Origin of the sequence: Gulosibacter macacae, assembly GCF_003865375.1 — a bacterium.
Lineage (GTDB): Bacteria > Actinomycetota > Actinomycetes > Actinomycetales > Microbacteriaceae > Gulosibacter > Gulosibacter macacae.
Genome location: NZ_RQVS01000001.1, coordinates 195,998 through 215,423, shown reverse-complemented (window position 1 = coordinate 215,423; position 19,426 = coordinate 195,998). Strand labels below are relative to the sequence as shown.

Sequence of the window (19,426 nt, the reverse complement as noted above, 5' to 3'; positions counted from 1 at the left end):
GGTGATCAGGCAAGGTTGCCTTCCTCGAGGCCACCGGCGAGCACGTGCGCGTGCACGTGGAAGATCGTTTGCCCGGCGGTAGCACCGTTGTTAAAGACGAGTCGGAACTCGCCATTGGCGTGTTCGGATGCAAGGTTGTTCGCGGTGTCGACCATGTGCGCGAGCAGGGCCGGGTCGCCCGCGGCAAGCTCAACAACATTGGCGTATTGCTCGGTTTTTGGTACGACGAGCAGGTGCACCGGCGCCTGCGGCGCGATGTCACGGAACGCGATTACGCGGTCGTCTTCGAAGACGATGTCGCTGGGGATTTCGCGGTTGATGATGCGGGTGAAGATGCTCGGCTCACTCATGCGTCGAGTCTACTGTGGCGTTACTGCAACGCACTTCGAGTGCCTCAGTGCTCGGTTGAGCTCGTGTGCTGAGGTTCTCGAAGCTCGTGTGCTGAGGTTCTCGAAGCTCGTGTGCTGAGGTTCTCGAAGCACTCACCAACGCCCGAGCCGCGCCTGCAAGACGGCAAGTGCGGCCGGACCAGCCGTTGAGGTACGCAAGACATTGCTGCCCAAGCGCACCCGGGTCGCCCCAGATTCGACGAGCTGGTCAAACTCACGCGGATCGATGCCGCCTTCCGGCCCGACCACGAGCACGAGGTCGTTCCCAAGCAGCGGAACTTCGCTGAGGGCCTGCTCGCCGACTGGGTCAAGCACGAGCACCTGGGCACCAGCGACGACCCCGCCGAGCGCGGCCGCATCGCTAAGTTCTGCCACCTGCGGCAAATGGGCGCGCATTGATTGCTTCGTCGCTTCGCGGGCAATCTGTTGCCAACGCTCGCGTTGCTTGGTGATCTTGTCGCCGCGCCACTGCGAAATCGAGCGACGGCTCTGCCAAGGCACGATGCCGTCAATACCGATTTCCACGGCCGCCTGCACCGCCATCTCATCGCGGCCGCCCTTGGCGAGCGCCTGAGCAAGGTGGATGCGCGTGGTCGGCGCATCCTCGACTCGCGCGTCGTGGAGGGCGCGCGCCGAAAACTCCCGAGGCGCGGTGGCGATGGTCTCGCACCTTACCTGCATCCCCCGACCATTGCCGAGCAGGATCTCTTCGCCAACGGCGAGGCGCGCCACCTTCACGGCGTGATGCGCCTCATCACCCGCAACGACGAGCACCTCGCCGGCGTTCACCGGTTCGAGCGATTCGTCGAGGTAGAAGTGTGCCACTAGCGGCCGAATCGTCCGCGCATCCGCGAGAAGAGCCCCTGCTTTTCGCTCGCGAGCTTCGGTCCCTCCGGATGCTTCTCGCGCTGCGCGAACTCACGCAGGAGGTCCTTCTGTCGGTTGTCGAGCTTCGTTGGAGTGACGACCTGCAGGGTGACATCGAGGTCACCGCGCTGGGTCGAACGCAGCCGGGTGATGCCGCGGTTTTTCACCGTGAGCACGTCACCTGCCTGCGCACCCGCGGGAATCTCAAGTTCGACATCGCCGTCAAGACCCGGCAGCGTCGTCGAAGTGCCGAAGACGGCGTCAACCATCGACACTTCGAGCAGGCACTGCAGGTCATCACCATCGCGCGAGAACACATCGTGTTCGCGCACGCGCACCTCGAGGAAGAGGTCGCCATTCGGTCCACCGGCGGGACCAGCCTCGCCCTGGCCTGGCAGGTGCAGGCGCAGACCCGAGTCAACGCCAGAGGGAATGTCGACCGGGATGGTGATGCGGGCGCGCACGCGGCCCTGTCCGTGGCAGGTGGTGCAGGGGTGTTCGATGACGGTGCCGTAGCCCTGGCAGCTTGAGCAGGGCGAGGTCGAGATGACGGGGCCGAGAATCGAGCGCACCTGGCGGCGTACTTCACCCGTACCACCACACTGCGAGCAGGTCACCGGCGAGGTGCCCGGGGCGCAACAGGTCCCGTGGCAGTCCTCGCAAACCACTGCGGTCTGCACTTCAACGTCACGGTGGGTGCCGAAAATGACCTCGCCGAGGTCGAGCTCGATACGCACGAGCGCGTCCTGTCCGCGTTGCGCGCGCGAACGCGGACCGCGGCTACCGCCCGCGGCGCCAAAGAAGGCGTCGAAGATATCGCCGAAGCCGAAGCCGCCCTCTGCCGGACCAGCGTCATACTGACGGCGCCGCTGCGGATCACCAATGGTGTCGTAGGCGGCGGTGACTTCCTTGAAGCGTTCAGCGGCCTCTTCAGACGGGTTCACGTCGGGGTGCAACTCGCGGGCGAGCTTGCGGTACGCCTTCTTGATGTCGTCTTGCGAGGCGTCGCGGGCGACGCCGAGCGTTTCGTAGTGGTCTGCCAAGAGGCACGCTCCTTGTGGATGCGGTGTGGTCGAGGACAAGCGGATTGGTGGCGGCTGGCGGTTCAGCCGGTGGGTTCGTCGAGCACTCGCGAGAGATAGCGCGCAACCGCACGCACCGCGGCGATATTGCGCTGATAGTCCATGCGCGTAGGACCAAGCAGCCCCACCCTCGCATCGCCACCATCGGCCGTGTAGCCGGTGGCGACAATACTGGTTTCTTCGAGCGGTGTGCCATCGTGTTCGTGGCCGATCGACACAGCGACATCGTGATCGCGCACTTCGAGTTCGGCGAACAGTCGCAGGAGCACGACCTGCTCTTCGATGGCTTCGAGCACCGGCAAGATCGACGAAAAGTCTCCCTCGGTGCGGGCGAGATTCGCCGCCCCGGCGATGACAAGCCGGTACTGCTTGTTTGCGAGCACCTGGTCGATCAGTGCCTCGGCAATTGGGGTGACGAGGTCGTGGTGTTCGGGCGCAGCGATCTCATCGACATCGCGCAATACTTCCGCCGCATCCTGGAGCAGCTTGCCGACGAGCCGCTCGTTGAGGTCGCGGAGGAGTTGTTCCAGCGTTTCAGTGTCGAGCACCCGCGGCAATTCGGCAATGCGTTGCTCTACGCGGCCGGTGTCAGTAATGAGCACGGTGAGCACGCGCCGGTCGCTCAGCGGCACGACTTCAATGCGGTGGATGCAGGAGCGCAGGAGCGAGGGGAGGTGACCGATCGCCACCGAGCCAGTGAGTTGCGCGAGAGTGCGCACGGAACGGTCGAGCAATGCATCCGGCTCGTTCGTACCGGCCATGAACTCTTCAATGGCGCGGCGCTGGGCCTGGCTCAGCGGCCGTACTTCAGCGAGACGGTCGACGAAAACTCGGTATCCCTTGTCGGTGGGGATGCGGCCCGAAGACGTGTGCGGCGCGGTGATGAGATCGGCCTCTTCGAGGGCCGACATATCGTTGCGGATGGTGGCCGCCGACACCCCGAATCCGTGCCGCTCGACGATCGCCTTCGATCCGACCGGTTCACGGGTCGCGACGTAGTCGCCGACAATCGCACGAAGCACCTCGAGGCTGCGTTCGCTCACCACTGCCGCTCACCGTGCCTTTCATGCTGTTTGCCGGAACCTACCCGCCGGGCGTGGTTGGCACTCCCGGCAATCGACTGCCAAGTCTACGCGCGATTCCGCATTTGGACCGTTGGCAACGAGCCACCAGCGTTCATCTCGAAGCGAACAGCGAAGCCCTAGCTCAGCGTGCGTGCCACGACATCGGCGAGGAGCCGCCCGCGCAGACTGAGCACAACGCGACCCTGCAACGCCGCTCGCGCGTCGACGAGACCATCGGCGATGAGCTCAGCGACGCGTTCGGGATGCTCGAGCTCGCTTGTCGCAAGTCCCTCGCGCAGGCGTGTGCGCAGAAGCACGCGCTCGGCAAGTTGTTGTTCGGCATCGAGCACCTCGCGGCCGTGCGCGGGCGACGAGCCTGCACGAAGTCGCTCGGCATAGGCTGCTGGATGCTTCACGTTCCAGAACCGCACGCCGGCGATGTGGCTGTGCGCCCCGGGTCCGAAGCCCCACCAATCGGTGTCGTGCCAATACGCGAGGTTGTGCCGCGAGGGGTGCGCGCCGCCAAGCGACCAATTCGAAAGCTCGTACCACTGGTAGCCAGCGGCGCTGAGCATGCCATCGGCAAGCTCGTACATATCGGCCTGCAGATCATCGTCGACCGCGGCAAGTTCGCCACGGCGGATGCGCCGGGCGATGGCGGTGCCCGGCTCAATGATGAGGGCATAGGCCGAAATATGCGTCGGTTCAAGCGCCAGCGCGGCCTCAAGCGAAGTGCGCCAATCATCGAGCGACTCCCCCGGTGTGCCGTAGATGAGGTCGACCGACACCTCCAGACCCACTGCCTTTGCCGCAGCGACGACCTCGGGAACTCGGCGGGGGTCGTGGGTGCGATCGAGCGTCGCGAGCACGTGTGGCACCGCCGATTGCATCCCGAAACTCACGCGGGTGACGCCACCGTCAACCAACGTCTGTAGCGATGCCCGATCAACGGTGTCGGGGTTGGCTTCAACGGTGATTTCGGCGCCGTCAATGATGCCAAAGGTCTGACGCAAGCGCGCGTGCACGCCCGTGAGCGCGGATGCGGGCAGGAGTGTCGGTGTGCCGCCGCCGAAGAACACGGTCGACAGCGGCGCGCGGTGATGAGCGTCGTCGAGCACCCGCCTCGCGAGCGCAATTTCTTGCCCCAGCGCATCCGGGTATGAATCGTGCGTCACCCCGCGCAATTCGGTGGCCGTGTAGGTATTGAAATCGCAGTAGCCGCAGCGCACCGAGCAGAACGGGATGTGCACATAGGCACCGAACTGTCGGGGCGCGGCCGCGTTCGCGAGTGCCAAGTGCACTGACTCGGGCAGGGCACCGTTTGCCGGTACCGGCTCACCCTCGGGTAGCGCGCTAGGGGGCAACGCGACCGTTGGAGTCGAAGGCGGCATGCGTTGCGGGCATGAGTTCTTGCCAGGCCGCTTCCATCTTCTCGGCGCACATTTCGATCTCACGCTGCGGGAACGACGGGAAGTGCGAGTCATCGCGCTTCGTGCGCAACGAGAGGAAGTTCATGAGCGAGCGCGCATTCATCGTCACGTACATGGAGGAGTAGATGTTGAGCGGCAGCACCATGCGGGCAACCTCACGGGCGACGCCGGCGTCAAGCATCCGCTCGTAGGCGGCGTAGGCCTCGGTGCTCGTGCGGCGCACCTCAGCGTCGATGAGATCGTGCTGCTCGTCGGTGCCGGGGAAGAATTCATACTTGCCGGGGCGGCCCTCCTGTACGAGCAGGCGGTCGCGGCCGGGCACGTAGAACACCGGCTGCAGCTGGCGGTAGCGCCCCGACTCTTCGTTGTAGCTCGCCATGCGGTGACGCTGGAACTCGCGGAAGACAAAAATCGGTGCCTGCACGTAGAAGGTCATCGAGTTGTGCTCGAACGGGGTGCCGTGGCGGTCGCGCATGAGGAAGTTGATGAGGCCGAGGTCACGCTTGGCGAGATCGGTGCCTTCGCTGGCTTCTTGCGCGCGGTCGGCGTCTTCGAGCGTCTGTTCGCCGACTGTCGAGACTCGCGCGGAGTAGAGCACATCGCGATCGGAGGCCTGTGAACGAACGAGTTCGACGGTCACATCACTGCGGAATTCCATCTGGTCAGTCACTCGGCAACCCTATCGCTCTTCTCGGGCTCCGCCGGCCCGCCCGTGGAGCCTGCGCGCTCGAGCGCAATTGCCTGACGCATCGCCTTGCGCGCGCGTGCGGCATCGCCCGAGGCTTTGTAGCCGAGCGCCAGGCGCGCCCAGGCACGGTAATCATCAGGATGCGTTTCCACGTCGCGCTTGAGCTCTGGGAACTCGGCGTCAGCAGCTTCGAGCACCGGCCGTCCGCTCGGACGTCGCGGCAGATCGTCTTCGGGCAGCTCCCCCGCTGCCGCCATTCGTGCGAGCAACTCATTCCCGCGCAGGGCAAACAGGAGGTCGCGGATGACGAAGACGACACCAATGACGGGGAAGATCACGAGGAACACGCCCATGGCGATCGCAATCGGCTCACCCGAAGCCACCAGTCCCCAGGCAAGCTGGAATACGGCGACGACGTAAATCAGGGTGAGGATGGTGAGGACCACCACACCGATTTTGGCTCCGGGCCAGCGTTTCATGCGGCCGCTCCAATGCCGAGCAGTGCATCGAGTCCGACGGTGAGGCCACGTAGCTCGGGCGCGGCTTCGAGCGCCAGGCGAATGCCCTGAGCGTAGGCGTCGCTCGAGAGCGTCTCGTGGCGAATGGTGAGGGTCTCGCCAACGCCACCAAAGATCACCTGCTGGTCGGCGACCACACCGCGCAGACGTAGCGAGTGCACTGGGATGCCGGCCACAACTTCGCCCCGTGCCCGTTGCTCGCCGAAGGGCGCCTCAAGCGCATCCTCGCGGGCGGCGGCGATGCGCTCGGCGGTGCGCACGGCGGTACCCGAAGGTGAATCGATCTTGCCCGCGTGGTGCGCTTCGAGGATTTCAATGGAGTCATAGAAACGTCCGGCAATGGTGGCAAGGTTCGTCGAGAGCACTGAACCGATCGAGAAATTTGGCACGACAATGACACCGCGCTCAGCTGGGATGCGATCGGCGAGTTGCTCGAGCCGATCGGCGTTCCAGCCGCTCGTGCCAACGACGACATTGATGCCATTGGTAATCGCGTGACCGACGAGTTGCTCGCTCACTTCAATGCGGGTGACGTCAATGAGCACATCGGCGCCGTCCATGGCCGTAGCCGGCGACTTGCTGTCGAGGAGCGCGTGGAGGCGCAGACCCTCGGTCTCGTCGATGATTTGCTGGATGAGCCCGCCCATCCGTCCCGTTGCACCGCTGAGCGCTACCGAAATCGTCATACGCTCCAGCCTACCGAGGCCCGCCGAGGCCAGTTGCCGCGCGCATTGTCGGCCTTGCGGTCTCTCAGACGTCAGGGAACCACGAGCGGCCGGTACGGTCGGCCGGTGCGAGGTGGCTCGCATCCCCAAGCAAGACGACTTCGGCCGGTCGCACCGAGCGCAGCCGCAGCACGGTGAGTGCCGAGTTACAGGTGCCGAAGGTGAGCCAGCGCCAGGCCGGGAGATCGAGCACGGCGCGAATGAAGTCGCCGATCACGAAATTGTGCGTCACGAGCAGTGTGTGCTGGTCTTCGCGCGGCCGGGTAAACCAGGTGGCCTGTGCATCACGCATCTGCGCCTCGCCGGCTTCGATCGCCTCAGCGTGGACGCCCGAGAAAAAGCTCTCATAGACCGCCGGCGCACCCTCGCCTGAGGATGGGATGCAATCGAAGAGCAGATTGCTCGGCTCAACCGGCGGGCCCTGCGTGTAGGTGTCGATGATTGCAGCGGTTTCGGCAGCGCGATCGAGCAGCGAGGTGAAGGCTGCATCAAACGGCACCTTGGCGAGCCGGGCACCGATGGCGTGCGCCTGGGCCTTGCCGCGCTCCGAAAGTGGGCCGTCGGTGATGCCGTGCTCAGCATCCTGTTGCTCACCGTGACGCACGAGGTAGAGGTAGTGACTCATCGCAATGCCTCCAATTCGGTACGAGCTTCATCAGTGAGCGGACCAATCGCCTCGATCGTGTGACCCGAAGTCACCAGCGTCTGCGCGAGCGAACGCAATTCATCCGCCGTCACTGCATTCAATCGCGCCACACTGCCATCAAGGTCAATGAATTCTCCGAGTACCAGTTCGGCGCGAGCCAAGCGGTGCATCCGAGCGACATTTGATTCGAGCGCGAGCGCGCCCGCACCCGCTCCGGCTCCGCGCGCATCCGCCATTTCTTCGTCGGTGACCCCGTCGGTAGCGACGCGTTCGAGCTCCGCGCGAATGACCCGGATGGCTTCGGCCGCCTTTGACGGCAGACAGCCGGCGTAAACGCCCGCGACGCCGGCATCGGCGTGCGTCGCGCTGAAGGAGTACACCGAGTAGACCAGGCCGCGGCGCTCGCGCACTTCTTGGAAGAGTCGCGATGACATGCCACCGCCGAGGATGTGGTGCAGCATCCCGTTCACATTGCGGCGCTGATCAGTCGCGTTAATGCCGGGCATGCCGATGATGAGGTTCGTCTGCTCAAGCGGACGATCGAGCGTTTCAAAGCGCTCGCGTGCGGGGCGCGCCAGCACCGTGGCATCACGACGAGGCGTTGGCGCCCGCGGCGTGTCGAGATCCCAGCCACCGGCGCGCAGGCCCGCTTCCAACCGAATCTTCGCCGCCTCGTGGTCGACACGCCCCGCAATCGCGACAACGAGCGTGTCGGGGCGATAGTTGCGGCGATAGAACTCAACGACGCCGTCTCGCTTGGTCGCGCTGATCGACTCGCGCGTGCCAGCGATCGGGCGGCCAAGCGGATGCTCGTCAAAGTGGGTCGCGTAGAACCGCTCCCAGAGCACATCGATCGGATCGTCATCGGTCATCGCAATTTCTTCGAGGATGACCCCGCGCTCGGTCTCAAAATCGTCGTGCTCGATGAGCGAGGAGGTGAGCATATCGGCGAGCACATCGATCGCGAGCGGCAGGTCGTGATCGCGTACGCGTGCGTGGTAGACCGTTTGTTCGCGGGAGGTCGCCGCATTGAAGTCGCCGCCAACGCGTTCAAACGCGAGAGCGACATCACGGGCACTGCGCGTGGGCGTGCCCTTGAAGAGCAGATGCTCGAGAAAATGGCTCGACCCGTATTCCGAATCGGCCTCGTCGCGCGAGCCAAGCGGCACGAAACAGCCGATGGAGACCGATGCCGCGCCCGGCACATCCTCGGTGATGAGACGCACACCGCTGGGAAGAACCGAGCGACGAAATCTTGCACCTCCCGCAACTTCGAGGTCGAGTTCGGGCAGGTCAAGCGGCAACGGAATCGGTTCAGACATATCCGCGACAGCCTACCCGGGGCCTGCGACCCCTGCCTGCGCACGCAGCTCGTGCTGACGCGATTACACTCCCCTCAACACCAGCGGCAGCCAGGCCCCAACGCCAGCGGCAGTCAGGAGCAGCAATTGAGCACCCCGCTTCGCCTCGTGATTTCGGCCGAACGAGCCGCACGGGCAAGACGCGCAAGAACCAAGCTCGTGGTGCTCATCGCCGTCTTACTCGCGCTCGCGATTGTTGCCCTCGTGTGGAATCCGGAGGGCTCTCGAATCAAGTTCACGGCGCCGATTCTGGCGGCGCTCGCCCTGCTACTGGCACTGCGGGTCTTCCTTATTCATCGGAAAGCAATGCGATTCGTCGCCCCCGATGGTGCGGTACTCGAGTTCACCAACTCGCACCTCATCATTGGTGGTCGTATCGCCATACCCTGGCACCAGGTATCGAGGGTGCTGAGCTATGACGGCGTGCACAAGATCGAAAACTCCCGCAACATCGCAAACGGCATCATGCGCGATATCGGACTCAATTTCATTGAGCTTGCGTTCTACGTCGGCGACCGGCGAGTCATCAATGATCCGCGACACGAAGTGAAGGGCTTTGACGGCGGCGACGGCCCAGCACCCGGCCGCATCGAAGTGCCGTTCGGTGCCTGGTTTGATTCCGAGCAGCTCCGCCAGACGCTCGCCATTATTCGGGCCCAACTGCATCCGAATGTGCCGATGGAGCATTTTGCTGAGCCGCTCGATTACGCGGCCAAATGGGTCGGCTTGAATGACGACGAAGCGTAGTTATCGGCACGCACCCGCGCAGGCTGTACGCATCCGCTCGTGGCACGCTTGGCGTCAAGACCGATCGTTGCAATGGAGGAATTGATGTCCCTGCCGCAGAACAATCCCTATGAACAGTTGCTTCCGGCCGAGCCCCTTGAGGTGCGCGCTGCCTTCTCCGATGGTGATCAATTGCCGCTCACGAACGTGGCTGAATCGCACGGTGGCGAGAACCTCTCCCCCGCGCTGAGCTGGGATGCAGTGCCGGGCGCGGTCTCGTACTCGGTAACCTGCTACGACCCGGATGCACCAACTATGTCGGGCTTCTGGCACTGGGTGCTCTACAACCTGCCAGCCGATTGCACCTCGATCGACGAAGGAATCGGCACGGGCGAGTTGCACCTGCTCCCCGAAGGTTCGGCGGCAGGGTTCAATGAGGTGCTCGAACGCAGCTATCGCGGTGCCGCGCCACCGGCGGGCCACGGCCCGCACCGCTATTTCTTCACGGTGCAGGCCCTCGATACCCGCCTCGATCTGCCGGGAGATCTCACTGCCGCCCGCGTGCACTTCATGATGCGCGAGCACGTCATTGCCCGCGGCCACATCATGGCGGTGTTTGAGAATAAGGAATAGCAGGCCACGCAAAAGCGCCCCTCCAAGTGGAGGGGCGCTTTTGCGCGAGGTGAGTGACTACTCGTCGTCACCCGAGATGTCGATGCCAACCTCTTCGACCGACGCCTCAGCGGGAGCCTCGGCAGCATCCTCGTCGAGCACCGGCTCGAGCGAGAGCTTGCCGCGGTTGTCGACCTTGGTGATGCGCACGAGGAGCTTCTGGCCCACCGAGAGCACCGACTCAACGTCGTCGACGCGCTTGCCACCGACGAGCTTGCGCACCTCGGAGATGTGCAGCAGGCCGTCCTTGCCCGGCAGCAGCGACACGAACGCGCCGAAGCTTGCGAGCTTCACGACGGTGCCGAGGTACTGCTCGCCAACCTCGGGGGTCTGCGGGTTCGCGATCGCGTTGATCGCGTCACGGGCAGCCTCAGCCGAGGGGCCGTCGGTCGCACCGATGTAGACCGTGCCATCGTCCTCGATCGAGATGTCCGCGCCGGTGTCATCCTGGATCTGGTTGATGATCTTGCCCTTGGGGCCGATGACCTCACCGATCTTGTCGACCGGGATCTGCACCGCGATGATGCGCGGAGCGGTGTCGGCCATCTCGTCGGGCTCGGTGATGACCGCATTGATCGCCTGGTCGAGGATCTGGATGCGAGCATCGTGTGCCTGCTGGAGCGCGGTGTCGAGCACGTGCGAGGGGATGCCGTCGAGCTTCGTGTCGAGCTGAAGCGCGGTGATGAACTCGGCGGTACCGGCAACCTTAAAGTCCATGTCGCCGAGCGCGTCTTCGGCACCGAGGATGTCGGTGAGCGCCTGGAACTTGGTCTCGCCGTCAACTTCGGCACTCACGAGGCCCATCGCGATACCCGCGACCGGGGCGCGCAGCGGCACACCGGCGTTGAGGAGCGAGAGCGTCGAGCCACAGACCGAACCCATCGAGGTCGAACCGTTCGAACCGAGCGCCTCCGAAACCACGCGAATGGCGTAGGGGAACTCGTCACGAGCCGGAAGCACCGCGACAAGCGCCTTCTCGGCGAGGTTGCCGTGGCCGATTTCGCGGCGCTTCGGCGAACCAACGCGGCCGGTCTCACCGGTCGAGTAGGGCGGGAAGTTGTAGTGGTGCATGTAGCGCTTCGTCGTCACCGGCGAGAGCGAGTCGATCTGCTGCTCCATCTTGAGCATGTTGAGCGTGGTGACCGAGAGGATCTGGGTCTCGCCACGTTGGAAGATCGCCGAGCCGTGGACGCGCGGGATGACGTCGAGTTCGGCGTCAAGCTGACGGATGTCGGCAACGCCGCGGCCGTCGATGCGCTCACCGAGGTCGAGGATGCGTCCGCGGACGATCTCCTTGGTGACCGACTTGTAGGCGGCCGAGACCTGCGAGGCGGCCTGCTCGTCGAGCTCGCCCGCTTCGATCTTCTCAGCGATGAATGCCTTAGTGCGCTCCTTGAGCGCGTCGTCGGCGTCCTGACGCTCGACCTTGTCGGCGATCTGGTAGATGCCAGCAAGCTCGTCGTGGGCGAAGCCATTGACGGCCTCGAACACGGCGTCGGTGTAGGCGGGGAAGGTCGGGTACTCGCGCACCTGCGCGTTTACCTGACCGGCGACGTCGAGCTGTGCCTTCACGAGCTGCGCGATGAACGGCTTCGATGCCTCGAGGCCCTCGGCCACGACCTTCTCGTCGGGCTTCTTCGCGCCGGCCTTGATGAGCGCCCAAGCGTTGTCGGGGGCCTGCGCCTCAACGGTCATGATTGCGACGTCTTCGGTGCCGTCGGCACGCGTAATCACGCGACCAGCAACGGTGAGTTCAAAGACGGCTTCCTCAACCTGCGAGTGCTTCGGGAAGGCAACCCACTGGCCGTCGATGAGGGCGACGCGCACGGCACCGATCGGGCCCGAGAAGGGCACGCCCGAGATCTGCGACGACATCGAGGCAGCATTCACTGCGAGCACATCGTAGGTCTCGTCGGGAGCGATCGAGAGCACGGTGACAACGATCTGCACCTCGTTACGCAGACCGTCGACGAACGAGGGGCGCAGCGGACGGTCAATCAGACGGCAGGCGAGGATGGCGTCGGTCGAGGGGCGAGCCTCGCGACGGAAGAACGAGCCGGGAATGGCGCCCTTCGCGTAGGCACGCTCTTCAACGTCAACGGTGAGCGGGAAGAAGTCGAAGTGCTCCTTCGGGTGCTTCGAGACGCTCGTTGCCGAGAGCAGCATGGTCTCTTCGTCAAGGTAGGCGACAGCAGAGCCCTGCGCCTGCTGGGCAAGTCGGCCGGTCTCAAAGCGGATGGTACGGGTGCCGAATCGACCATTGTCGATCACAGTCTCGGCGAACTTGATTTCGGGACCTTCCAAGGTCTCCTCCTTCAGTGTCGTCCGCACGCACACAACACACTCCGAGGAGGTCTCGGGCTGACCATCAGTAGGAGCACTCCGGGCACTGCGGCAGAGATTGCGACGGTGTCCAGCGAACCGCCACCGACAATCAGCAGATGCCGAGTTGCGCGCGGATGGTTACGAACTCCCCCATCCTAGCGCGGAGCATCCTTAATAGACGCTTTGACCCGCTTCGGCAGGAACGACCGCGTCGAGTGCGCCGACGAGGTCGAGCGAGAGGTCGTCAATCGGCTCGATACCGACCGACACGCGGATGAGTCCACCGGTGATCCCCGCGGCCGCCTGCGCCTGCGGCGTCATCGAGGCATGCGTCATCGTGGCCGGATGCGCAATGAGCGACTCGGTGCCACCAAGCGATTCGGCAAGGCTGAACAGCCGTACCCGCTCGGTGAAGCGTCGTGCCGCTTCTTCGCCGCCGCGCAGTTCGAACGAGAGCATGGCACCGAAGCCGTGCTGCTGGCGAGCGGCGATCTCGTGACCTGGATGCGTTGCCAAGCCCGGGAAGTGCAGGGCCGAAAGGGCCGGGTGGTCGACGAGCGCTGCGGCCAGCTGTGCAGCATTGCGCTGGTGGCGCTCGACTCGCACCTCAAGCGTGCGCAGGCCCCGCAGTACCGAGTGGGCATCGACCGGCGAGGCGGTGATGCCGAGCACATTCGCCCACCAGATGAACTGTTCGTGGTGCTCTTTAGTCTTCGCGACCGTGGCACCCTGCACCACATCCGAGTGGCCGTTGAGGTACTTCGTCACCGAGTGCACGACGATATCGGCGCCGAGTTCGAACGGGCGTTGCACGAGCGGGGTGAGAAAGGTGTTGTCGACCGCGACGAGTGCGTTTACCTCGTGAGCAGCGTCGGCGATTGGGGCGATGTCGGTGATGCGCAGGAGCGGGTTCGACGGGGTTTCGAGCCAAACGAGCTTCGGCTGCAGTTCGCGCACTCGCGCCGTCGCCGCATCCGTGTCGCTGAAGTCAACGGCTTCAAAGCGGAAGTGGCCCTTCGCCGCGAGCTGTTCGAACAGCCGCCAGGTGCCGCCGTAACAGTCGTGCGGGTAGGCGACAACATCGCCCGGTGCGAGGAGCGCCAGAATTGGCAGCGAGATTGCCGCCATGCCGGTGGCGACAATGGTGGCGCCAGCACCACCCTCGAGGTCGGCGATCGCTTCACCGAGAAGGGCACGGGTCGGGTTGCCCGAGCGCGTGTAGTCAAACTCGCGCGGCTCGCCGAACGCCGCGAAGGTGTAGTTGGTTGAGTTGTAGATCGGCGGTACCACCGCGCCATGCGTGGGGTCGGTTTCAATGCCCGCGCGCATAGCCCGGGTCACGTTCGAAAACTCGTTCCGAGTGGTGATCTGAGACATAGCGCGCTCCTTCGATGGGCAATTGATGAGGTGCGCACCAACGTAATCGCGCGTCGGCTCCCCCGCTCGGGAGCCGACGCGCAACGTAATACTTCGAGCCAGCCGGGACTTATTCGACGCTGAGTGCGCCCGGGTTGACCTGCGGGAACTCGCCCGAAGGTTGCTCGCCCTGGTCGTAGATCTCGCGCGGCGAGCCGACAATCTTCGGGTCGGGCGTGCCGACAACGCGGCGGTCCTTATTCGGGTAGTCGTAGAGCGAGAGCACGTGACGCATCGCCTCGAGGCGGGCCCGCTTCTTGTCGTTCGACTTCACCACCATCCACGGCGCCTCACCGGTGTCGGTGTAGAAGAACATGGCTTCTTTGGCCGCCGTGTAGTCGTCCCAGCGGTCAAGCGAGGCGAGGTCGGTCGGCGACAGCTTCCACTGGCGCACTGGGTCATCACGTCGCGAGGCGAAGCGCGAGAGTTGCTCGGCTCGACCGACCGAGAACCAAAACTTCACGATCTTGATGCCCGAGTTCACGAGCATCCGCTCAAACTCGGGTGCCGAGCGGGTGAACTCGAGGTATTCGGTCGGGGTGCAGTACCCCATGACGCGTTCAACGCCGGCACGGTTGTACCAGGAGCGGTCGAAGAGCACGATCTCACCGGCCGAGGGCAGGTGGGTGACGTAGCGCTGGAAGTACCACTGCGAAGCTTCTTTTTCAGTGGGCTTTTCGAGCGCCACCGTGCGCGCACCACGCGGATTGAGGTGTTCCATGAACCGCTTGATCGAGCCACCCTTACCGGCAGCATCTCGACCTTCGAACACCAGGATGAGCTTCTGCCCGGTCTCCTTGATGTGCGTCTGCAGCTTAAGCAATTCGATCTGGAGCAGGCGCTTCTGACGCTCGTAGACCCGACGGGTCATCTTCTTGTCGTAGGGGTAGCCCTGACGCCACGCGTTGGGGTCGCCACCGGTATTGCCCTGAAGTTCGTTAAGTTCGTCAACTTCGGGCGTCATATCGGGCAGCCCGACGGGGTTCATCACATACGTGCTCTGATCGGACGCACGAATCTCATCGAGCGTCGTGAACGAGCTCGCTTCTTTCGCGGCCTGACCGGGTGTCTTCTCTTTACTCGCGCTGGTCGCCATGTCTTCCATCCTATTCACGCGGACGGTGCAGGCGCGAGGAAATGCACGAAACCCCCACACGGATGCGGGGGTTTCGTGAGTGAATCAGTGCGACTAGCGGCGCAGACCGAGACGCTCGATGAGCTTACGGTAGCGGGCGATGTCCACGTCGGTGAGGTAGCTGAGCAGACGGCGACGCTGACCAACCAGGAGCAGCAGTCCACGACGCGAGTGGTGGTCGTGCTTGTGCTCCTTCAGGTGCTCGGTGAGCTCCTTGATGCGAGCGGTGAGCAGAGCAATCTGCACCTCGGGGCTGCCGGTGTCACCCTCGTGGGTGGCATATTCGGCGATGATCGACTTCTTTGCTTCGGCGTTCAGTGCCATTGGCAGGTTTCCCTTCGTTCGCTGCGCGGCGTCTTCCACGGGTGTGGCGACTCTCTCTATCCGCGGCCGATTTCACGGCAACCTGACAACTATAGCGCACTCCGGCGCAACTAGATACGGCCCCGCCCCGAACTACTTCGCGCCGAGCAGGTCGATGACGAAGATAAGCGTGCGGCCCGAGAGCGGGTGGCCCATACCAGCCTCACCGTAGGCAAGTGCCGGCGGGCAGATGAGCTTGCGACGGCCGCCGACCTTCATGCCGGGGATGCCGAGCTGCCAGCCCTTGACGAGCATCCCAAGCGGAAACTCGACCGACTCGCCACGCGACCACGACGAGTCAAACTCGTCGCCCGATTCGTAGTCAACGCCGACGTAGTGCACGTCGACCACACCGCCAGCAACGGCTTCAGCACCGTCACCAATCACGATGTCTTCGATGACAAGTTCGGTCGGCGCGGGGCCGTCGGGAAATTCGATTTCAGGCTTCTGGAGTTCAGTCATGCGTCCGATGGTTTCACATCGGCCTCGGGGTTCGCTTTACGCGCCTGCTGTGAGGCATTGAGCACGAGCCGGTGTTCGCGGGTTGCCGCGAGCAGTTCTTTCTCGATTTCGCGGCGACGCGGGTCTTTCTTGTCGACCGATGCGTGTTCTCGAGCAAATGCGAGTCGGGTGGCATCGTTGATGAATCCACGCATGGCGCGATCAACTTCACCCGGCTGCAGGCGGCCCCACTTGATTGCAGCGCGACGCGCGTCCCACTCGGTGATCATGCGCACTTCGCCATTCGTGAACCAACCCGCGCGACGGTACTCATCCAGCCGAAATCGAATGACTTCGAGGTCGTGATCTTGCAGACGGATGAGCGCCCAGGCTGCCAGCCCAAAGAGCGGCACCTGGAAGACGAGGTAGTAGATGATCCAGCCGAATGGATTGCTCGGATCCACGCCAATGAGGGGCAAGACGAGCACGCTGCCACCGTTCCAGAAGGCGTGCATGAGGATGGCACCCACCAGGCCCGCGGCACCGAATGCCAGGAATCGCCAGAGATCACGGCGGCGTGCGGCCCAACCGATTGCGGCCCCATACACGCCGGTGAACAGCGCGTGCGCGAACGGCGAGAGGATGCAGCGCACAACGAGCAACCACACGAATTCGACGCCCGTCGAACCGGATGAGGCGAAGTAGATGACGTTCTCAGTGAAGGCGAAGCCCGCCCCGATTACCGCGGCATAGATGAAGCCGTCGAGCGGCCCATCAAGTTCGCGTCGGGCAATGAGGAGGATGAGCAGGATGCCGATGCCCTTGATCACTTCTTCGGTGATTGGCCCCTGCACGAGCACCGAGAAGGCATTGACGTCTTTCTGGTCCTCGATGTAGTTCGAGGCCACCCCGAGGAGGAAGTTGCCGGTGATGAGCGTGCCCACCACTGACGCACCCGCCCCGTACGCCGCACAGAACACGAGCAGCATGGGCGGTTCTGGTTCCCAGCGATCAAGCCAGTGCACTGCGGCGAGCACGATGCCAAGCGGAATGAGCGCCGGAATCGCCATGACCACCGCATCGACTTTCCAGGTGATGAGTAGCCAGCCAACCACGATGAGGGCGACCAGCACGAAGAACCCGACTGCCGCGATCCACGCGATGGGCGCGCGCCGGGCCCGGCCGCGTGCCCGTCGAACTCGCGCGCGTGCGTCGTCGGTAATGCTCATTCATTCGCTTTCACGTCACCGCGGCAGACCAGACTGGGCCGACGCGTGCCCACCAGGGTAGTCCCCCACCGCCTGGTGCGTGACACAGTGGACGCCCGAGTCCACCAGATAGATTGGTAGCCATGAAGCGAGTGATGTTTGTCGTCGGTCTTGGAGCGGGATTTGTGCTTGGTGCCCGTGCCGGGCGTGAGCGCTACGACCAGATCGTCGAGGTCACAAAGAAGGTCGCCCAATCCGATACCGCTAAGCGCGCGGGTGAGTTTGCCCAGTCGCGTCTCGACGATGCTTCCGACAGCATCGCCCGACTCACCGGCACCATCAGCGAGCAATCACGCGAACTGCCGACCCGATTGGTGCACACGACCGAATCGTTGCGCGAAGACCTCAAGCGGCGCTACGAAGAAATCGGCGAGAGCATTGACGAGGTTGTCGAACGCAATCGTGAGCGCTTCGACGACGCCGTCGAACGCAATCTCGAAAAGCAGGCGCAGAACCTCATCGCGGTCGGCGATTTGCGTGAGCAATCGCTCGATGACCTCGCGACCGAGCATGACGAAATGATCGACGAGGGCCACGCTGACGAGCGCAATCTTCGCGAATAGGCGAAACGCCGATTCGCCCTACAACGAATGCGACTCCGCACCTAAGGTGCGGAGTCGCATTCGTTTCGTGGGCTAGCCCATCGTTTCGCTCACTAGGCGAGTTCGCTTGAGTCGAGCGAGTTGATCTTGCGCTCCTGCTCAGCGATCTCGGCGTCGGTGAGCATCCGAATCGAGGTGCTGTCGGGAAGCTTGCCCGCGAGTGACTCGGGGCGGAGCATCTCGGTGACCTGCTCGCGAGTGAGGAGGCCCTCTTCGACGGCAATGTCGCCGACGTTCTCGCCGGTCTTCTGTGCGCGCTTCGCGATCGCCGAGGCGGCGGTGTAACCGATGAGCGGGTTGAGCGCGGTCACCAGGCCGATCGAGGCGGCAACTTGCGCCTCGGTCTTTTCGGCGTTTGCAGTGATGCCGTTGACACAGTTGACGCGCAGGGTGCACATGGCGCGGCGCAGCCAGGTCGAGTTCTGCATGAGCACGTGCATCATGACCGGCTCAAAGGCGTTGAGCTGCAGCTGACCGGCCTCGGAAGCGAAAGACACGGTGACGTCAGACCCGACGATTGCGAAGGCAACCTGCGAGACCGCCTCAGGAATAACCGGGTTAACCTTGCCAGGCATGATCGACGAACCGGCCTGACGAGCAGGCAGGTTGATCTCACCGAGGCCGGCCTGCGGACCCGACGAGAGCAGACGCAGGTCGTTGCAGATCTTCGACAGCTTCATCGCCGCGCGCTTCATCACGCTCGACACCGACATGAAGACGCCCGTGTCACTCGTCGCCTCGATGAGGTCGTGGGCGGTGACGAGCTGCTGGAAGCCCGAGATGTCGCGCAGGTGGCGAATGATCGACTCGGCGTAGCCCGGGTGGGCGTTGATTCCGGTGCCGATGGCCGTGGCGCCGAGGTTCACCTCGAGCAACAGCGGCAGCACCTCGCGCAGGCGCTGAATGTCTTCGCCGCTCGTGGTGGCGAAGCCGTGGAACTCCTGACCGAGGGTCATCGGCACAGCATCCTGCATCTGCGTGCGGCCGACCTTGAGGATGGTCTTGAACTCCTCGCCCTTCTTGTTAAAGGCATCCTGGAGCAGTTCGTGCTCGGCGATGAGGTTGTTCATCGAGTGAACGAGGCCGAGCTTGACAGCCGTCGGATAGGCGTCGTTCGTCGACTGCGACATATTGACGTGGTCGTTCGGCGAGATGAAGCCGTAGTCACCGAAGGGGCGGCCGGCGAGTTCGAGCGCGCGGTTCGCGATGACCTCGTTGGCATTCATGTTCGAGGAGGTGCCGGCACCACCCTGAATCACACCGACGATGAACTGGTCGTGCAGTTTGCCGTTGATGACATCCTGGCAGGCCTGGTCGATGTACTTGGCGATCTCGGGGTCGAGCACACCGATGTCGACGTTGGCGCGGCAGGCGGCCTGCTTCACCTGCGCAAGCGCGACAATGAAATCGGCATAGACGCTGATCGGGCGGCGCGCGATGTCGAAGTTCTCCACGGCACGGGCGGTATTCACCCCCCAGTACGCGGTTGCGGGAATCTCCATCTCACCGATCGAGTCGCGTTCGATACGAAACTCTTGCGCCTGCGTCATCTGGTCGCCTCTCCTGCGTTGTTCTGGGCAGCATCATTGCCACACGTCGCGACCATCATACGGTGAATAGCGTTCGTTTTCAGCCACTTGAGCGAGTATTCCGCCGTCTATGACAGTGGATGCGGTGCCAACAAAGAACACCGCATCCACCAGGCAAT

General features: G+C 63.7%; 20 protein-coding genes. 3 read left to right on the top strand and 17 right to left on the bottom strand.

Annotated features, from left to right (window positions below):
- Positions 1-5: 5 nt before the first annotated feature.
- The 10 genes from EG850_RS01030 to EG850_RS00985 form a co-directional block, all read right to left on the bottom strand.
- Complete coding sequence (locus EG850_RS01030) at positions 6-350, bottom strand: histidine triad nucleotide-binding protein (protein ID WP_124968960.1); 345 nt, start codon at positions 348-350, stop codon at positions 6-8.
- A 132-nt stretch (positions 351-482) separates the two neighbouring features.
- Positions 483-1,214 (bottom strand): 16S rRNA (uracil(1498)-N(3))-methyltransferase, encoded by a 732-nt coding sequence (locus tag EG850_RS01025; protein ID WP_124968958.1) that lies wholly within the window; start codon positions 1,212-1,214, stop codon positions 483-485.
- The gene (dnaJ, locus tag EG850_RS01020) at positions 1,214-2,299 is read right to left on the bottom strand and encodes a molecular chaperone DnaJ (RefSeq protein WP_124968956.1); all 1,086 of its coding nucleotides are present in this window, start codon (positions 2,297-2,299) and stop codon (positions 1,214-1,216) included. The genes EG850_RS01025 and dnaJ overlap by 1 nt, the downstream gene beginning before the upstream one ends.
- Before the next feature lie 62 nt (positions 2,300-2,361).
- Entirely contained in the window at positions 2,362-3,384 is a 1,023-nt protein-coding gene (gene hrcA / locus EG850_RS01015; RefSeq protein ID WP_124968954.1) for a heat-inducible transcriptional repressor HrcA, read from the bottom strand.
- A gap of 155 nt (positions 3,385-3,539) precedes the next feature.
- Complete coding sequence (hemW, locus tag EG850_RS01010) at positions 3,540-4,793, bottom strand: radical SAM family heme chaperone HemW (protein WP_124968952.1); 1,254 nt, start codon at positions 4,791-4,793, stop codon at positions 3,540-3,542.
- Positions 4,756-5,490, bottom strand: a complete 735-nt coding sequence (thyX, locus tag EG850_RS01005) for an FAD-dependent thymidylate synthase (RefSeq protein WP_124969176.1) — start codon at positions 5,488-5,490, stop codon at positions 4,756-4,758. The genes hemW and thyX overlap by 38 nt, the downstream gene beginning before the upstream one ends.
- A gap of 8 nt (positions 5,491-5,498) precedes the next feature.
- On the bottom strand, positions 5,499-5,999 hold the full coding sequence (locus EG850_RS01000) for a tetratricopeptide repeat protein (protein ID WP_235829158.1): 501 nt from the start codon (positions 5,997-5,999) through the stop codon (positions 5,499-5,501).
- A complete protein-coding gene (gene dapB / locus EG850_RS00995) occupies positions 5,996-6,724 on the bottom strand; it encodes a 4-hydroxy-tetrahydrodipicolinate reductase (protein WP_124968950.1) in 729 nt (242 codons plus the stop codon). The genes EG850_RS01000 and dapB overlap by 4 nt, the downstream gene beginning before the upstream one ends.
- Before the next feature lie 64 nt (positions 6,725-6,788).
- Positions 6,789-7,388: a histidine phosphatase family protein gene (locus tag EG850_RS00990; protein ID WP_124968948.1), complete on the bottom strand. Its 600-nt coding sequence runs from the start codon at positions 7,386-7,388 to the stop codon at positions 6,789-6,791.
- On the bottom strand, positions 7,385-8,731 hold the full coding sequence (locus tag EG850_RS00985) for a M16 family metallopeptidase (RefSeq protein WP_124968946.1): 1,347 nt from the start codon (positions 8,729-8,731) through the stop codon (positions 7,385-7,387). Before EG850_RS00985 ends, EG850_RS00990 begins: the two co-directional genes overlap by 4 nt.
- A 126-nt stretch (positions 8,732-8,857) precedes the next feature.
- Between EG850_RS00985 and EG850_RS00980 the strand changes: the two genes are divergently transcribed.
- Positions 8,858-9,517: a hypothetical protein gene (locus EG850_RS00980; RefSeq protein WP_124968944.1), complete on the top strand. Its 660-nt coding sequence runs from the start codon at positions 8,858-8,860 to the stop codon at positions 9,515-9,517.
- A gap of 84 nt (positions 9,518-9,601) precedes the next feature.
- A complete protein-coding gene (locus EG850_RS00975; protein WP_124968942.1) occupies positions 9,602-10,129 on the top strand; it encodes a YbhB/YbcL family Raf kinase inhibitor-like protein in 528 nt (175 codons plus the stop codon).
- A gap of 57 nt (positions 10,130-10,186) precedes the next feature.
- Here EG850_RS00975 and EG850_RS00970 read toward each other — a convergent pair whose 3' ends face one another.
- The 6 genes from EG850_RS00970 to EG850_RS00945 form a co-directional block, all read right to left on the bottom strand.
- Positions 10,187-12,472 carry a polyribonucleotide nucleotidyltransferase gene (locus EG850_RS00970; RefSeq protein ID WP_124968940.1) on the bottom strand — a complete coding sequence of 762 codons (2,286 nt, stop codon included), beginning with the start codon at positions 12,470-12,472 and terminating at the stop codon, positions 10,187-10,189.
- Between the two features lie 192 nt (positions 12,473-12,664).
- On the bottom strand, positions 12,665-13,870 hold the full coding sequence (gene metB, locus EG850_RS00965; RefSeq protein ID WP_214609482.1) for a cystathionine gamma-synthase: 1,206 nt from the start codon (positions 13,868-13,870) through the stop codon (positions 12,665-12,667).
- A 109-nt stretch (positions 13,871-13,979) separates the two neighbouring features.
- The gene (gene ppk2, locus EG850_RS00960) at positions 13,980-15,005 is read right to left on the bottom strand and encodes a polyphosphate kinase 2 (RefSeq protein WP_235829157.1); all 1,026 of its coding nucleotides are present in this window, start codon (positions 15,003-15,005) and stop codon (positions 13,980-13,982) included.
- Between the two features lie 93 nt (positions 15,006-15,098).
- Positions 15,099-15,368: a 30S ribosomal protein S15 gene (rpsO, locus tag EG850_RS00955; RefSeq protein WP_124968938.1), complete on the bottom strand. Its 270-nt coding sequence runs from the start codon at positions 15,366-15,368 to the stop codon at positions 15,099-15,101.
- Between the two features lie 132 nt (positions 15,369-15,500).
- Entirely contained in the window at positions 15,501-15,869 is a 369-nt protein-coding gene (locus EG850_RS00950) for an FKBP-type peptidyl-prolyl cis-trans isomerase (protein WP_124968936.1), read from the bottom strand.
- The gene (locus tag EG850_RS00945) at positions 15,866-17,077 is read right to left on the bottom strand and encodes a PrsW family intramembrane metalloprotease (RefSeq protein WP_124968935.1); all 1,212 of its coding nucleotides are present in this window, start codon (positions 17,075-17,077) and stop codon (positions 15,866-15,868) included. Before EG850_RS00945 ends, EG850_RS00950 begins: the two co-directional genes overlap by 4 nt.
- A gap of 122 nt (positions 17,078-17,199) precedes the next feature.
- Here EG850_RS00945 and EG850_RS00940 point away from each other — a divergent pair, with 122 nt between their 5' ends.
- Entirely contained in the window at positions 17,200-17,679 is a 480-nt protein-coding gene (locus EG850_RS00940; protein WP_124968933.1) for a hypothetical protein, read from the top strand.
- 92 nt (positions 17,680-17,771) lie between these two features.
- Here EG850_RS00940 and EG850_RS00935 read toward each other — a convergent pair whose 3' ends face one another.
- The gene (locus EG850_RS00935; protein ID WP_124968931.1) at positions 17,772-19,268 is read right to left on the bottom strand and encodes an aspartate ammonia-lyase; all 1,497 of its coding nucleotides are present in this window, start codon (positions 19,266-19,268) and stop codon (positions 17,772-17,774) included.
- Between the last annotated feature and the right edge of the window lie 158 nt (positions 19,269-19,426).

What these genes read in the sequence shown, in the direction of transcription:
- EG850_RS00945 (WP_124968935.1), bottom strand. Translation starts at nt 17,077, where the DNA reads ATGAGCATTACCGACGACGCACGCGCGCGAGTTCGACGGGCACGCGGC.
- EG850_RS01000 (WP_235829158.1), bottom strand. Translation starts at nt 5,999, where the DNA reads ATGAAACGCTGGCCCGGAGCCAAAATCGGTGTGGTGGTCCTCACCATC.
- EG850_RS01030 (WP_124968960.1), bottom strand. Translation starts at nt 350, where the DNA reads ATGAGTGAGCCGAGCATCTTCACCCGCATCATCAACCGCGAAATCCCC.
- EG850_RS00985 (WP_124968946.1), bottom strand. Translation starts at nt 8,731, where the DNA reads ATGTCTGAACCGATTCCGTTGCCGCTTGACCTGCCCGAACTCGACCTC.
- ppk2 (WP_235829157.1), bottom strand. Translation starts at nt 15,005, where the DNA reads ATGGCGACCAGCGCGAGTAAAGAGAAGACACCCGGTCAGGCCGCGAAA.
- dapB (WP_124968950.1), bottom strand. Translation starts at nt 6,724, where the DNA reads ATGACGATTTCGGTAGCGCTCAGCGGTGCAACGGGACGGATGGGCGGG.
- thyX (WP_124969176.1), bottom strand. Translation starts at nt 5,490, where the DNA reads ATGGAATTCCGCAGTGATGTGACCGTCGAACTCGTTCGTTCACAGGCC.
- EG850_RS00935 (WP_124968931.1), bottom strand. Translation starts at nt 19,268, where the DNA reads ATGACGCAGGCGCAAGAGTTTCGTATCGAACGCGACTCGATCGGTGAG.
- metB (WP_214609482.1), bottom strand. Translation starts at nt 13,870, where the DNA reads ATGTCTCAGATCACCACTCGGAACGAGTTTTCGAACGTGACCCGGGCT.
- rpsO (WP_124968938.1), bottom strand. Translation starts at nt 15,368, where the DNA reads ATGGCACTGAACGCCGAAGCAAAGAAGTCGATCATCGCCGAATATGCC.
- EG850_RS00950 (WP_124968936.1), bottom strand. Translation starts at nt 15,869, where the DNA reads ATGACTGAACTCCAGAAGCCTGAAATCGAATTTCCCGACGGCCCCGCG.
- EG850_RS00940 (WP_124968933.1), top strand. Translation starts at nt 17,200, where the DNA reads ATGAAGCGAGTGATGTTTGTCGTCGGTCTTGGAGCGGGATTTGTGCTT.
- hemW (WP_124968952.1), bottom strand. Translation starts at nt 4,793, where the DNA reads ATGCCGCCTTCGACTCCAACGGTCGCGTTGCCCCCTAGCGCGCTACCC.
- EG850_RS00975 (WP_124968942.1), top strand. Translation starts at nt 9,602, where the DNA reads ATGTCCCTGCCGCAGAACAATCCCTATGAACAGTTGCTTCCGGCCGAG.
- EG850_RS00990 (WP_124968948.1), bottom strand. Translation starts at nt 7,388, where the DNA reads ATGAGTCACTACCTCTACCTCGTGCGTCACGGTGAGCAACAGGATGCT.